This is a genomic window from Allobosea sp. P1_A7, from assembly GCF_056406775.1.
In genome coordinates this window covers 1-13,853 of record NZ_JBFTZN010000043.1, presented here as the reverse complement: position 1 = coordinate 13,853, position 13,853 = coordinate 1, and the positions used below count along the sequence as shown (strand labels likewise).

The 13,853-nt window shown below is 62.6% G+C and carries 10 protein-coding genes; 1 reads left to right on the top strand and 9 read right to left on the bottom strand.

Annotated features, from left to right (window positions below; translation table 11 throughout):
* Positions 1 to 87 precede the first annotated feature (87 nt).
* The 9 genes from AC1D34_RS10025 to AC1D34_RS09985 all read right to left on the bottom strand — a co-directional run bounded on the left by AC1D34_RS10025 (position 88) and on the right by AC1D34_RS09985 (position 12,208).
* Positions 88 to 1,536 carry a DNA sulfur modification protein DndB gene (locus tag AC1D34_RS10025; RefSeq protein ID WP_476824133.1) on the bottom strand — a complete coding sequence of 483 codons (1,449 nt, stop codon included), beginning with the start codon at positions 1,534 to 1,536 and terminating at the stop codon, positions 88 to 90.
* Between the two features lie 257 nt (positions 1,537 to 1,793).
* Positions 1,794 to 2,129, bottom strand: coding sequence for a hypothetical protein (locus tag AC1D34_RS10020; RefSeq protein ID WP_476824148.1), 336 nt, complete (start codon positions 2,127 to 2,129; stop codon positions 1,794 to 1,796).
* 361 nt (positions 2,130 to 2,490) lie between these two features.
* Entirely contained in the window at positions 2,491 to 3,933 is a 1,443-nt protein-coding gene (locus AC1D34_RS10015; protein ID WP_476824132.1) for a DNA sulfur modification protein DndB, read from the bottom strand.
* A 688-nt stretch (positions 3,934 to 4,621) separates the two neighbouring features.
* A complete protein-coding gene (locus AC1D34_RS10010; protein ID WP_476824131.1) occupies positions 4,622 to 7,894 on the bottom strand; it encodes a hypothetical protein in 3,273 nt (1,090 codons plus the stop codon).
* 146 nt (positions 7,895 to 8,040) lie between these two features.
* Positions 8,041 to 8,337 carry a hypothetical protein gene (locus AC1D34_RS10005; RefSeq protein WP_476824130.1) on the bottom strand — a complete coding sequence of 99 codons (297 nt, stop codon included), beginning with the start codon at positions 8,335 to 8,337 and terminating at the stop codon, positions 8,041 to 8,043.
* Positions 8,338 to 8,444: 107 nt separating this feature from the next.
* Positions 8,445 to 8,870 carry a hypothetical protein gene (locus AC1D34_RS10000; protein ID WP_476824129.1) on the bottom strand — a complete coding sequence of 142 codons (426 nt, stop codon included), beginning with the start codon at positions 8,868 to 8,870 and terminating at the stop codon, positions 8,445 to 8,447.
* Positions 8,870 to 10,114, bottom strand: a complete 1,245-nt coding sequence (locus tag AC1D34_RS09995; RefSeq protein ID WP_476824128.1) for a tyrosine-type recombinase/integrase — start codon at positions 10,112 to 10,114, stop codon at positions 8,870 to 8,872. Before AC1D34_RS09995 ends, AC1D34_RS10000 begins: the two co-directional genes overlap by 1 nt.
* 252 nt (positions 10,115 to 10,366) lie before the next feature.
* Positions 10,367 to 11,512, bottom strand: coding sequence for an alpha-hydroxy acid oxidase (locus tag AC1D34_RS09990; protein ID WP_441489339.1), 1,146 nt, complete (start codon positions 11,510 to 11,512; stop codon positions 10,367 to 10,369).
* Between the two features lie 69 nt (positions 11,513 to 11,581).
* Positions 11,582 to 12,208 carry a YitT family protein gene (locus AC1D34_RS09985; RefSeq protein ID WP_476768416.1) on the bottom strand — a complete coding sequence of 209 codons (627 nt, stop codon included), beginning with the start codon at positions 12,206 to 12,208 and terminating at the stop codon, positions 11,582 to 11,584.
* A gap of 122 nt (positions 12,209 to 12,330) precedes the next feature.
* Between AC1D34_RS09985 and AC1D34_RS09980 the strand changes: the two genes are divergently transcribed.
* Positions 12,331 to 13,853: glycoside hydrolase family 3 protein (locus AC1D34_RS09980; RefSeq protein ID WP_476824127.1), on the top strand; the 1,523-nt coding region annotated here is incomplete at its 3' end.

Sequence of the window (13,853 nt, the reverse complement as noted above, 5' to 3'; positions counted from 1 at the left end):
GACCCCAAAATTCGAACAACGCGCATCTGGCTGAAAGCCCCCGGCCAGTTACGGCCGGAGGGGAACGCAGCGTGGATGGGACGGCAATTAGGCCTCGCGGCGGCTTGGCAAATCGCAGTGCCAACGGATCATGTCGGACAAGACAGGGTAGATATCGTTATGCTTCGCCCCAAAGCGCATGAAGCCATTCTGGAAGCCGCCGATGTCGCGGTTCATCCCGGTTTCTTCGGGTAGGTAGCTGGCAAGGCTGTTCAAGTTGGCTGCTTCGCGCTCATCTCCAGACATTTCGTAGTAGCGCCACATTGGGTTCTGGTGCGTGAAGTCGATCTCTGGGATTTTGTCCAAGAACTTACCCCACAATTCTTCACTGTTCGTCGGCTTGCGGTTGCTGAAGTTCAAGTCATAAGCGATTTTCGCCAAAGCCTTCAGCGCGACCGGTTGCGCAGCCAATGTCTTCTCCTTCGCGCGATCTGCGCCAAAGTTCGGGATTTCGACGATGCGGCTCCATAGATCAAACACAGTTGGCTCGCGCGGCTCAACGACCGCCGGCGTGGCACCTGCAATGTTGCCCTTATTCAAAAAGGCAATGGCATTGATCGCCACGACATCTTTTAGCATTAGCGAACCGGTGTCTTCAGACCAGTCCTTCGCCTCCGTATCCGAAAGGTGCATTCCCAGGTCGCCAGCGAGGGTGCGTTTGATGAAGTGAGTGATGGGGTTCGAACTGTCGAAGTGGAGCGCCAGAGAAGCGTCCACCTTCTTACCCAGACGATTGAGGTCGTGGAAAAGTTGGCGTTCCTGCTCAATGGTTAGGCCGAGGTGAACCTCGACGCTAAGCGTCGCGTAAGAACGTGCAGCATCCCAAGCTTCGTTCCAGACCGTCATCTCCTCTTCGGTGATCGGTCGGCCCTTATCTGCAAATAGCACCGCACCTTTGCCGGGGTAACGCCCAGTTTGGCGCACAGCGTCGAGGAAGGTCAGCGCCATGTCAGCGGCATGCCGGCGATGCTGGCCATCGATGACCCACAACACATGTCGCTCAGATAAAAACACCCTGAACGAGGCGGTTTCTCCCGTTTTGGTTTCGAGGCGCATGCCACGGATGCCGTTAGGGCCAGTTGCGCCGGGAGGCACGTTGCGCACGTTGCACACTAGCGGCTGGATCGAAAAATAAGGCTGATCGCCCAGCATCCGCAGGATTTCATCGAACGCTGGCCGCACTTCTTTGCCACCGGCGGCCCGACGCATTTTCGCAGCCGAAACCAAGCCTTTTACCATGTACACCGCCAACTTCTTGGCGTGAGCGGCATCCAGGGGGCGCTGGGCAACAGGACCAAGTTCACGGTCATTGGCGACATCGGAAATGTCGTAGAATTTGCGGAACGGGATCGCGAGCGTGAAAACCCGATGTCCTAGGTTGTGCCCGATGAACACGTTGAAAGGGGTCTCGTTGACATCACCTGCGTCGGCGAGGGCATCGAGGGTGTCCAGATCTTGATGGAGGGGGGTCGGCAGATCGCCATTCTTAGGGTACATTTGGATTTCCTCTGTTATTGGCCACGCTCTTTCCCGGCTAAGGCGAAGCGTGTCAGGTTGACCTGAGGAAAATGTCCCATGGGGGATTATTTGTCAACAGATAAAAACCCCATGGGACATCAATTTAAATTCTTATTTGATTTCAATATCATGGCCTGGGATGGGCATTGAAACGGTCGCGTGCTCGGTGTGACGCTATGACCAGGCGGAATGTGCGAAGGCCATAGACGAGGCTATCCGCGGCCGAAAGGATTGAGCTATCGGCAATTGATGAAAGCGCTCGACTTTTTCGCACGGTCCGCCAGGTCTGCGGGGGCGAGCTTCTCGCCCAGCGCCCCGACATCATAAGTGATCTGGTTCGCGTCGAGAAAACTCGTGGCGAGTGATGCCTTGACCGCGAAGTTGACGTTCTGGGGAAGGTCGCCCTGAGCTTCCGCTATCTTGATCGCGTCGAGCTTCGCGGTGACTACTCCCACGACATTTCCCGACCCGTCCACCAGCGGCCCTCCCGAGTTGCGCGACTGAACAGGGGCCGAGATTTGAAGATACCGGCTGTCATCCCGGAGCCCGGCCAGCGCCGTGAGGTTGCCCAGGGTGAAGTTCCGGGGCCGCTACCGCGACGGCGCCGTCTGGCCTCGCCGTGATGGCTGTGCAGTCCTTCACGACATGGGCGTTGGTCAGAATGTGCCCCGCCTTGGAGACGAGAAGCCCGACCCGGTCGAGAACTTCACATTCGGTGGTTCCTGCACAGGTGGCGCGGCCCGAGCGAGTTCCTGCCCTAGAAGGCCCGGGCCGACAAGGCGCTCGCGGATTGCGTCAGCCTCGCCGAGCAGCTGGCTGCCGCGCGTACGTCATGGCGGCAACGGCTGCGCACGGGCTCCGGACCGGCTGGTTGGTCGCATGAAACGAAAAGCCCCGCCCTGGTGGGGGCGGAGCTCTTGTAACTTGGCGATACTAGGCGGCGTTGGCCATAGCCGCTGCGCCTTCCGCCGCCTTGGTACGATGCTGGCGTGCCGGGAGCTTCAGCTGCCAGCGGATGAGGTCACCGAGCACGGGGAAGATGTCGTTGTGCTTTGCGCCGAAGTTCATCACGCCCGTCGTCGTATCGAACCCGCCGATGTCACGGTTGCCCGTGCCCTCCGGAGGGAGGTACGCGGAGATCCCCGGAAACATCTTCTCGCGATCGGCCGGAGCGAGTTCGTACGCGCGCCAGAGCTTGTTCTCGTGGCGCAGGTCGAGCACGTTCGGGTCCGCCATTGCCTCCAGGAGCTCGTCGAGGTGAGCCTCGTCGTCCTGTGCGAAGATGAAGTCGTAGACGAGCTTGGCCAGAGCCTTCAGCACAACGGGCTGGGCTGCGACCGTCTTCTTCTTTGCGCCAGTCTCGCCGAAGCCCGGGATCTGGACGACCTTGGCCCAGAAGTCCCGCGCAACACGCTTGCGAGCCTCCACGATGGGCGGCGTGGCCGAGCGAACGTTGGTCTTGTTGAGGATCAGGATCGCATTGATGGCGACAAGATCCTTGAGCGCGAGCTCGCCTTCGTCCCGCGAAGCTACATCCTTCGGCACGATCCGGAGCTTGAGCTCGCCGATCAGCACCCCCTTGATGAACTGGTTCACGGGGTTGCTCTCGTCGAAGTCAAAAGCCATGCTGCTCTCGACCGGCCGGACAAGGTTGTTGAGCACGTAAAAGAGCTGGCGCTCCTGTTCTGTCGTCAGATCGATATGCAACGAGATCTCGAAGCCGCTGCGCAAGACATGCTGGTGGATCTCGCCCCACATCCGCCGTTCGTCCGGTGTGATCTCGATCCGTCCACCCGTCGGCACATACAGGGCAGCACCCGTGCGACGTCCGGTCGGATAGCGACCGGTCTCGATCACCGACTTGAGCCACTTCATCAGGATGTCGCGGCCCTCACGGCGATGCTGGCCGTCGATGACGCGGAAGATCTCCACGTCGTCGCAGAAGAGGTGCGGCCACCCATCCTTCAAATCGACCTTTGCATTGTTGCGGGGCTGCATGTTCGCCACGATGGGGGCGAGCCCATAGTAGCTCTCGTGCCCGAGCTCCGACATGATCTGGTTCAGCGCCTCGGGGACTGCCCCACGATTGGCGGCCCGCTCCATGTGGGAGGAGACCTCCGCCTTGAGCATGTACAGAGCAAGCCCCTGGGCATGAGCGGGGTTGATGGGGCGCTGGGAGGGCGTTTCGCCCAAGTCATCCCCGAGGGAAATGCCGGCCTGATTGGGCACGATGGAGCGAGCGTTGAACTCATCCACCGGGATGCTCAGCAGCACCGTGCGCTTGCCGAAAGCGTTATTGACGAGACAAGGGTAGGCCTTGCGGCCGAGGTTCCCGAGATCGCCGATTTCGAACTTCGAAGAATGCGTGGTAAACATAACTAGCTCCATATGGGGTTGGGCCGTCCGAACTGTGACTTCCTAGGGTCGCTCGGACGGCCCGTGCACCAGACAAGGCTCTGGCAGCCTGTTTCTATCCCGGGTCGCTATTGCTTCTCCAGGAGAGCCATTACCCGTCTCCATGGACAACGACGCGAGCTTTGTATGACGGCCGTCCTGGCTTGGCAATACCCCAATGCGAGATTTCATAATCTAATTTCCGGGGCTCTATTGGCGATCCAGGGAGTGGCAAAGGCGCTCCTAAAGGGCGACTGCCTCTGCCCTGCCATCACACCGTTTGCATCGACTTGGCCGCGTTTGGGCTCCGCATGCATGAGGTCGGGCAACCGCGCGATGCCGCTGGGGATCCGGCGGGCCTCGGCGGTCGACATCCTGGTGGAGTTCGCGGAGCGCTCGACCTCGTCGTAGTACACATTGGCAGCGGGTGTCCCCGCCGCGCCCGAGCACCTGTCGGCGACCGGGCGGCGGATTGATCCTCGTCGGCGGCAGTCCGTGGAACGGCACTGCGACGTTTGCGAGGTTTGCGAGGTTTGTTTCAGTCATCCTTGGGCACGATGGTAATGGATGGTCACGACGTAGGTAGGACGGGAGCCACAGCCAATTTCCATCGACCGAAACCGCATCGGCGGAAACAAACCTCGCAAACCTCGCGCTGAGGGCGCGGCGTTCACTGCGCGACCTCTCGAACGACGTAGGTGTTGGCGTTGTCGTGCCCCACACGTCTCGACTGCTGCATGGTCAGTTTGCCGCGATATGTGCCCACCATGCGGGCTGACCACTTCGCGATCATCTTTGACGAGGGGTCTCGAGGCCAGATGGCCGTCGCCGCTTCGTAGACTTCGACCTGCTCGACAGACAAACTGTTTGTCGACGCGGCGGCCTTCATCGATCCGGCCTTGCGCTTTTCGGCCTCCACAGTGCCTATCAGGTCCGCAACTTCAGCAGCCTTAAAGCCTCTGCGAGCGAAGTGCCTCATGAGAGCCCGCATCAGCCGCTCGTCCTCCTGTCGGCGCGGGTCATGCAACTTGTTGTCGATGAAGCTCTCAGCAATGTCGTAAGCGATAGGCTTGCCGTTCGCCCGGGTTGTGCGGGTCAGCCAATAGATCAGATCGCGCACCTCACGCGTCCAGTCGCCGAAGCTCCCGACCTCGGCGAGGTGGTTCGGCTTGGGGCAACCCGCTTGCCTGTATCCGCGCAGCATAGTGAACAGGTCCGCGAGCAAGTTGGCTCGATGCTCGCGGACATAGCCGGCGGGCGTATAATCGAACTTGATCAGCTCCGGGTCCTTGCCGGCCGCCAGCACTTCGATCTTGATGATGCGCCGTGCCGTATCCCCGACGATGACGAGGTTGTTGCCGGTGAAGCAGAGCAGAGAGGAATTGTTGATCTCGTTCGACTTCGTGTTCGATCCGAACTCACGAACGACGGCGGTGCGTTCGGTGATGTACTGCTCCAGGTTTCCGCCCTTCAACTCGGTGTCGTTCATATTGTCCACGCACAGCATCGCCGGCTGGCGCAGCATCAGGGTGTCGAGGCGCTTGATGAATTCGGCCTCGTCGTGGCCGTAGGTGCTCATGACCGGCTTCATGCCAATAACCAGTTCGGCCACGGCCCTGATCAGCTCGCCCTTCCCTGACCCGCTCGTCGTCGACACCACGGCGAAGCCGGGGCATGTGGCGAGAAAGGGACGGCGCGCTGCCGAGATGATGAAGGCCAGGATCGCCCGCATGGCCTTCCGCCGGTTTGGGAACCGATAGAGGCGGAATGCCTTCAAGAGCCTCACTGCGGCGCGCTGCGCCTCCCGCCGCGACACCAAGTCGGGCACGTCGGGGACGTCGGGCACCTGAGCGTGATAAACAGCCGTGAAGGTGTCGTACCCGCACCCTCCGACGATCTCCCCACGCTCATCGATGCGCGGCAGCGTGCTAATTCCCACAAGCGCCTTCGCCGTGGCGAAACTTGACGCCAAGTAGTCGGCTGACACGCCGCGCGGAAGGTGCATCGGCACCAGCAGCGTGTTGCCGGTTTTATCATCCGCGATCTTGCGCCAGTCGATTTTGTCGGCGCAGATCGCGACGTGCAGGGCGTTGGCAGGCATCAACGACGGCATCCGTGCCGGCCAGTCGGTCGTCGGAAGCCGGGTCAGCTTCGAAACCTTTGCGGTGTTTACGGGAGGGTCGCCAAAGCTGATCCAGCCCATCACATTGCCGCTCTTGAACATATAAGGGCAGGCCAGCACCGCCTCGGTGATGTGCTCGAACATCGCCAGCTTCTGGGCGGGCTTGTAGAGGATAGGCTGGGTCGAGTAGTCCCAGTCAACCCCCACGCGAGCCTGCTTCGAGGGCTCAGGCGCAACGTAGGCGGGATCATCCGCCGTCCACCGCCAGCCAGCCGAGCGGGCTGTGTAATAGAGGGTCTTGATTGAGACCGGCTTATCCCTGGTTCCGTATTCGCGTTCGTATCGCGCGACGCGACGATCATGCTCCTCCCGGTTGTACCCATCGACGCGAGCGACGCGGTCGTCGAGCAAACCATATAGGCGCTGGCGGTGCTCAGGGTTCGCCATGCTCTCGTTCACGAGAGCCCGGACGACCTTCGCCCAGGTTGGATTGGCCGGTTGTACGAGGCCATCCGGGATCGCTGCCAGAGCGGAGCGGATCTTCTCAGTCCAAAGGTCGTCAAAGTCGGGCGGGGGTGTTTCGATACCGGCTGACAACTCGTCGTTGTTCACCTGGCCGTTCTTTTTCTGCCACTCCAACAGGAAGCTCGGCACCGGACCGAGCGCGGCAAAGGGGTCAACAACATGCCTCCAGTTCGCACCGTCGCGCTCGGCGAGCCCGTTGGCGAAGTCAAAGAAAGTCCGCAGGGTCGCAACCGGCCGCCCTGCGGCGATCTTGTCGCGGGTGTCATCGATGAAGTCCTCGAACCGCTCCAAGTTCTTCGGCAGGTCGCGGTAACCCGTCGCCTCGACGATCTCGACAAGGATTTTGCGGATCTCGGGCTCGAGATCCGACTTCACAAATGCCCAATGGGCCATGCCGGCCAGGAACTCGAACCATTTCCCGCTGAGATAACCTCCTTCCCCCCACGGCGCGCTCTGGTGCCTCGCGACCCACAACCCACATGTGCGGACCTCGTCGGGGTCGAAGTCGGCGGTCGCCTTATCCGCTCCGGAGCCGCCCCCCGCACCGACAGCGGCCCCTCTGCCCCTCTCCCGGGCAGTACCATTGCGGCGGCGCGCGTCGGCGACAATCTTCGCGACCTCATCCGGCCGCGTTTCGATGGTGGCTGGCGAGCCGTGAAGGCGATGGCCCGTGAAGGCGAAATAACGATCGCGGCAGTAGATCTCGATGGTGAGCCGATCATCTTTAAGCACCACCGATGGACCGAAGTTGCTGGCCATTGCGATGGTGTGCACCCCGCGTCCGCTGACACTTTTCTCGGAATAGCTGTTGAGCTGGGCGACCTGTTCTCGCGCCTCGTCCGTCATCCGGTCCCAGTCGAAGCCGCAAAGCGTGAAGCCGTCCGCGTCCGGTTCACCGTTGAACACGAAGCCAATCCCGGTGATGTCCCCGCCGGCGACCTTGCTGCGGCGGTACGTCTCGACAGCTTCGCTGAAGGTACGCCAGTGCCCGGGCTTGGTCGTCGAGGCCCCATACTGGCCGCTATTGACAGCCTGACGCGGGACTTTCGCAAACTTTGTTCCGTTCCATTCGGCCGCCCAGTTGATCCACTGGCGCCGCGCCTTCAGTTCGTCCGGGATCTGGTCGAAGTCAGGTTCCAGAAACGACGGCGGACTGACGTGAGCGGTTTCAGGCGCCGTCGGATTTGCCTCCAACGATATTTTGCCCGACCCGCCGGAACCTTTCGCGTGCTCGTCGGCAACGCGCTTCGCCTCACCAGAATTGCGAATGGCGTCCGGAAACTGAGAGATGTCCATCGGACAGCCTTTGAGCTGGAGAACTTGCGGTCGACGTCGCCCTGGTCGGCGGCGCGTACGAGGCAATCGCGGACCCATGTCGTGGTAGTTGCCGACGCCCCCAAGCGGGCGATTTGGTTTTCAGGTGGCGCTGAGGGTTTCGCTCATCACGTGGCCTCGTTCGGAAAGAGGACGCGGTTGGTCGGCGTGATGGTGAGCAGGGGGCGGCGGTTGCGGTCCTGCGCCCAACCGTCAAGGATCGTCTGCGGATAGCGCACGCCCCGCGCGCCGACCGGTTTGATGAACGCCGGCCCGCTGCCGATCGAACGCAGATCTGCCAGGCGCGCGAGCGACAACTCGACGGCGTGCTCTTCCCGCAGGCGGTTTTTGGCTTCGGCTGGAGTAAGAAGCGGACCGTGGGTGAGGGGGTCGTAGTTCCCCGGGTCCTTCGCGATCTTGGCCATTGGAGGTCCTCCGTTGATGGGGAGGACACCCAATCTAAGCACGACGCGCGCGGCGTCACTGGCAAAATAATAGCTTAAAGAGGGCGTCACCTCGTGGAGTAACGCAGCTATGTATGCCGGTGCTTGGCGATGATCAGTACCATCGTTTCGACCGGCTCCGGCACCGCGTCGAACTCGTTTGCGTCGGGCTGCTCTGCAAATGCGCGGCGCACGACCGGACTTGCGTTGAGCTGAATTCCTGCCAGGCGATATCCAACGTTGCGCATGGCGAACTCGCGGCACTTGCCCTCGCCAGCATAGGCGCGACGGGCGACGTCCGGACTGACGCCGCACTCGAGCCCCGCCACGCGCAATGCGACATTGTATTTCAGCCGGGCCGCCATCCCACCCCCAACCAAGCGCGCGAGATACCAATCCCGTTCGCTGTGACGGCCGTAACCTACCTTGCGCGGCCTCCCGCGCCCGCGAAGTGGCACAGGCACAGGCATCATGATCGCGGCGAAGTCCGCCAGCAGTTCTTCGATAATGTCCATTACGCCGGCCTCCTCAATGGAATGACCGTCGAATTGCCCGCGAGCTGCACTTCCCATAGCTCTACGGCGCGCCGCTTCGGCCCCATCAACTCGGCGCGCTGATACACAGCCGTCAGGCCACCTTTCGACGCAGAAGCTGCATGGTTTAACAAGGCATCCGCGGTCGCGAAGTCGATGCCATGTTCGGCCATGGCGGACACGGCTGATCGCCTGAAATCGTGGAAGACAAAGGCAATTCCGGTACGCTCGCGCAAGTCGCCCATAAGGTTGTTCCGGTCAACGCGATCGCCGCCTCTTACACCACGCAACACGATCCCCTTCGTCGGCTTGCCCTGCGTCTCCCAGCGGTCGCGCAACACCTTTGCAGCCATCGGACCCAGCGGCACCTTGTGCGGACGGCGGCTCTTGTTGACGGGCGGCTGCGCCCACACGCCGGTGTCAAAATCCACGTCCTGCCATTGAAGTGACGCGACCTCAGACCGCCGCTGTGCCGTTAACGCCAGAAGCCACACGAAATCGCGCAACACCGCGGGCCAATCGCCCTCGGCGACGAATTCGTCGGCAGCGTCCATGATCGCGCGGACCTCTTGCGGCGTGGGCGTATTATCCCGCGCCTTGCCCCGCGACGGCGGCGTGATCAGCGATGTCATGTCCTGGTCGACATGCCCTGCCGACATCGCCCACCGGATCAAGCGGCCGATTGCTCCGTACGAGTTCCGGCGGCTCAGGAGCGGCGTGGCGTCGAGAACAGCCTCGACGTTGGCCCTGGTGACATCCGCCAGCTTCTTCGCTCCATGCATACCGCCGAACCGCGAGAGCCAGCGCTTCGTGGCCGCGATGCTGCTCGCGGCTGGAAGCTGCCCGCCACGGCGCGACGGCGTCCGTTCGAACCAGGCGATAAACCGCTCGACGGCTTCGGCGGCGGTGATGCGCTTCGCTTCTTCCGTCGAGCGGCGCGTCAGTTCCGCGGCCCGGTCCCGGGCTTCGATCTTAAGGTCGCGTCCGTCCTTCGCTGCGTTGATGAAGGCGCGGGCTTTTTCGCGCGCCTCCGCCACGCCAAGCTGCTTATCACTGCCCAGCACGACCTGCCGCTGCTTCCGTTCACCGGCGAGCCTGTAGCGCACGAGGAACGACGCCCCGCCGGTCTTGTAGACCTGTACGGCGAAGCCGGACATCTCCTCGTCCCACCAAACGCCGACCCCCAGTCGGCTCAATGCGCTTTTGGTGATTTTTGTCGCCGGCATGGCTCCTCCGAACTCACCCAAAACTCATCCACACCGGGAACATTAATATCCACAAACACGAATGGGAACGAACATTCAGACATTGATTATAAAGTGTTTTTATCTGAATTGCGGAAATTAGCCTGCGACCTCAAAGACTAGCGCGAGAACAAGAAGTTCTCGCGCTGATCTTCTGAACCTCGAAGACAAAAGGCCCGCGCTCCTGAATGGGGGCGCGGGCCTTTCCATTGGGGCCGCCGATGCGGACGAGGCTCAGGCCTTGCCTTTCACCAGGATGTTCCCGTCGACCTGCTGGATGTCGCGCAGGCCGCAGAGCGCCATGGTGACGTCGAGCTCCTTGCGGATGATGTCGAGGCAGCGGGTCACGCCTTCCTCGCCCATGGCACCGAGGCCGTAAAGGAAGGCGCGGCCGATCATCACGCCGCGGGCGCCGAGCGCCACCGCCTTGATCACATCCTGTCCGGAGCGGATGCCGCCATCCATCAGGACTTCCATGCGGCCGCCGACCTGCTCGACGATGCCCGGCAGCGCCGCGATCGAAGAGACGGCGCCGTCGAGCTGGCGGCCGCCATGGTTCGAGACGATCAGAGCGTCGGCACCGCTCCTGGCAGCGAGCTCGGCATCCTCCGGATCGAGAATACCCTTCAGGATCAGTTTGCCGCCCCAGCGATCCTTGATCCACTTCACATCGTCCCAGCTCAGCGCGGGATCGAACTGTTCGGCCGTCCAGGAGGAGAGCGATGAGAGATCGCCGACGCCCTTGGCGTGGCCGACGATGTTTCCAAAGCTGCGGCGCTTGGTGCCGAGCATGCCAAGGCACCAGCGCGGCTTGGTCGCGAGGTTGATCAGATTGGCGATCGTCGGCTTCGGCGGGGCGGAGAGCCCGTTGCGGATATCCTTGTGGCGCTGGCCGAGGATCTGGAGGTCGAGCGTCAGGACCAGGGCCGAGCACTGCGCCGCCTTGGCACGATCGATCAGGCGAATGATGAAGTCGCGGTCCTTCATCACGTAGAGCTGGAACCAGAACGGTGCGTCGGTGTTCTCGGCGACATCCTCGATCGAGCAGATGCTCATGGTCGAGAGCGTGAAGGGGACGCCGGCCTTGGCTGCAGCGCGGGCGGCGAGGATTTCGCCGTCGGCGTGCTGCATTCCGGTGAGGCCGGTCGGGGCGAGTGCAACCGGCATCGTGGCGGCCTGGCCGGCCAGCGTGGTCGCCAGCGTGCGGTTGGTCATGTTGACGGCGACGCGCTGGCGCAGCTTGATGGCGGCGAAGTCGGCCTCGTTGGCGCGATAGGTGCCCTCGGTCCAGGCGCCGGAATCGGCGTAGTCGTAGAACATGCGCGGCACCCGGCGCTGGGCCAGGATGCGCAGGTCTTCGATGGTCAAGGGCTGGGACATGTCGGCTGGCTCCGCATTTTCGCTCCTGACCGCTCGGTCGCATGGAACCCTGCCGCAGGCAACCGCCCGCTACGTGACCCCGCTATACCGGCCGGGCTTATGATTGACTGCCAGGATCAGGTTGAGCACGGCAGCTCCCAGCAGCGAAATCAGCACTTTCTCCAGCGGCAGCATGAAGAGTGCACAGATGAGGATCAGCGCATCGATGCCAAGCTGAAACCAGCCGGCGCGGATATCGTGCTTCTCCTGCAGGTAGAGTGCGAGAATGTTGACGCCACCCAGCCCGGTGCGATGGCGAAACAGCGCAAGCACACCAAGACCGATCAGGCTGCCGCCGGCGACCGCGGCATAAACCGGGTCCACGGTTGCGATCGCCATCCAGCCGGGCGTGAACCAGGTGAAGAGCGAGACGAGCCCGACCGCGATGAAGGTCCGTAACGCGAAGCGCCAGCCCATGCGACGGACCGCGAGCCAATAGAATGGGAGGTTGATGGCGAAGAAGAGCAGGCCGAAATTGATCCCGGTGGCAAGCTGGAACAGCAATGCCAGCCCTGCCGCCCCGCTCGTGAGCAGGGTCGCCTTGCTGTAGAGGCTGATGCCGATGCTGACGAGCAATGTGCCGAGCAGCATGGCGAAGACGTCTTCGTAGAAACGATGGCGCTCGGTCGGTGGGGCTGAGGTCGCCGCGTCGCTCATGATGGATATCCGGCTGGGTTGAAAGGGCTTTGGTCGTCGGGCGCGACGATGCAACGGTTGAGCCACGCCGGTTGATCCTGTAGGGCCGGATCATCCCTACCGCCACCCTGCGAGATTTACTCATGATTCTGCGGCTCGCCGCTGCGCTCTGCCTGACGCTCCTTGCCCATGCCGCGCCGGCACAGGACACCGTTGCCTGGAAAACCGGGCGCGAGGCGAAGCTCATCGAGACGCGCATCGAGGCGTTGCTCAAGACGATGACGCTCGACGAGAAGGTCGGTCAGCTGCATCTCTCGGGTCGTGGCGAGGGGTTCAATGCCGCACGCATCCGCGAAGGCCGGATGGGCGGGGTGATGAACTTCGTCGTGCCGCAGGAGGTTGCGGATGTCCAGAAAGCTGCGCGCGAGTCCCGGCTGAAGATCCCGCTGATCATCGGTCTCGACGCCGTCCACGGCTTCTCGACCTATTTTCCGCTTCCGCTAGGTCAGGCTTCGACCTGGAACCCGGAGCTGATCGAGGAGGCGGCCTATTGGACGGGGCGTGAAGCGCGCGCCGCCGGCATCCAATGGACCTTCGCGCCGATGGTCGACATCTCGCGTGATCCGCGTTGGGGCCGCGTCCTCGAGGGGGCGGGGGAAGACGCCTATTTCGGCTCCATTGTCGCTGCAGCGCGCACGCATGGCTATCAGCGCGGCGGCGTGGCGACGACCGTCAAGCATTTCGTCGGTTACGGTGCGGGCGAAGCCGGGCGTGACTACAACTCGACCTGGATCCCGACCAGCCAGCTCTTTGATCTCTACCTGCCGCCATTCAAGGCCTCGTTCGAGGCTGGTTCGATGACCGCTATGGCGGCGTTCAATGCGCTGAACGGCGTCCCGACCACCGCGCATGGCGGGCTGCTGACCGGGCTGCTGCGCCAGAACTGGGGATTCAAGGGTTTCGTTGTCTCGGATTTCGGCTCGATCACCGAACTCAGACTGCATGGCATTGCCAAGGACGATGCCGAGGCTGCGCGCAAGGCGCTGCTGGCCGGCATCGACATGGACATGATGGGTGACGTCTATGACAAGCACCTGGCGGCCGAGGTGAAGGCTGGTCGGGTCTCGGTGAAGATGCTCGACGAGGCGGTGCGCCGCGTGTTGCGCGTCAAATTCCACCTGGGCCTGTTCGAGCGGCCCGATGTCGACCCGGCCGCTGCCCCGGCTCTGATGCAGACGCAGGAGGCGCGCGAGGTCGCACTGCGCGTGGCGCGCGAAGGCATCATCCTGCTCAAGAACGCCAACGAAACCCTGCCTGTTGCGTCTTCCGTCAAGCGGCTTGCGGTGATCGGCGCCATGGCCGTGCCGGAGGCCGAGCGGGTCTGGACCGATCCGGCCGGGCTCGGACGGCGCGCCATCCAGTCCTTGCCCGACGCGTTGAAGGAGCGCGTCCAGGCCGGGGTCGAGGTCGTCTACGAGCCGGCCTTCACAAGGAACTGCGGCACCGAATTCGCGGACAAGGAGGCCGCGTTCCGCGCGGCCGCGGCGAGTGATCTCGTCATCGCCATGCTCGGCGAGGATTGCGAGTTCATCGGGGAGGGCGCCTCGCGCGCGAATCTCGGCCTGCCCGGCGTGCAGCAGGAACTGCTCGAGGCACTCGTCGCGAC